Genomic DNA, 591 nt, shown 5'->3' with positions numbered 1-591 from the left:
CGAACTTTTCCTTTGCCATGACGCGACTCCTGTCTCGGTAGCGATTTGCGTTGGTGGATGCGTGGTGCCCATGGGCAGGATCGAACTGCCGACCTCTCCCTTACCAAGGGAGTGCTCTACCACTGAGCCACATGGGCAAAACTTGCTGCTTTACAGTGAATGGAGCGGGTGAAGGGAATCGAACCCTCGTCGTAAGCTTGGAAGGCTTCTGCTCTACCATTGAGCTACACCCGCCCGGGTTACTTCTTCCCTTGCCGCCGGCCCTGGCTAAGGACCGAACTCACTGCTTAATTCTGGTGGAGAGGGCTGGATTCGAACCAGCGTAGGCGTAAGCCAACAGATTTACAGTCTGCCCCCTTTAGCCACTCGGGCACCTCTCCGAAGAGAACTTGCGATTATGGGACCATCGATTCACCTTGTCAAGCGGTGCTTGATGAAATCGCATAAAGAAACTTGCATACGCTCTCACCCTTAGGCAACCCAAGGCTTCGTGAGAACCAACGCAGCGCCACTAGGAACACGGGACAGCCGCTAGCGCATCACTCCGCTACGCGGCCACAAAAGGCCTCTGAAGGCCACGGTCTAGGCCCG

General features: G+C 56.2%; 3 tRNA genes. All 3 read right to left on the bottom strand.

Annotation, left to right across the window (positions count from 1 at the left end):
• Nucleotides 1-62 precede the first annotated feature (62 nt).
• Nucleotides 63-137 (bottom strand) — tRNA-Thr (locus tag PI87_RS27935).
• Between the two features lie 23 nt (nucleotides 138-160).
• Nucleotides 161-234: transfer RNA gene (locus PI87_RS27930), tRNA-Gly, on the bottom strand.
• A gap of 60 nt (nucleotides 235-294) precedes the next feature.
• Nucleotides 295-380: transfer RNA gene (locus PI87_RS27925), tRNA-Tyr, on the bottom strand.
• Nucleotides 381-591 lie beyond the last annotated feature (211 nt).

The sequence above is a fragment of the Ralstonia sp. A12 genome, from assembly GCF_000801955.1.
In the GTDB taxonomy this organism is placed as follows: domain Bacteria; phylum Pseudomonadota; class Gammaproteobacteria; order Burkholderiales; family Burkholderiaceae; genus Ralstonia.
Note: the sequence above shows the minus strand (reverse complement) of the source record. Positions and strands in the feature narration are given on the sequence as shown.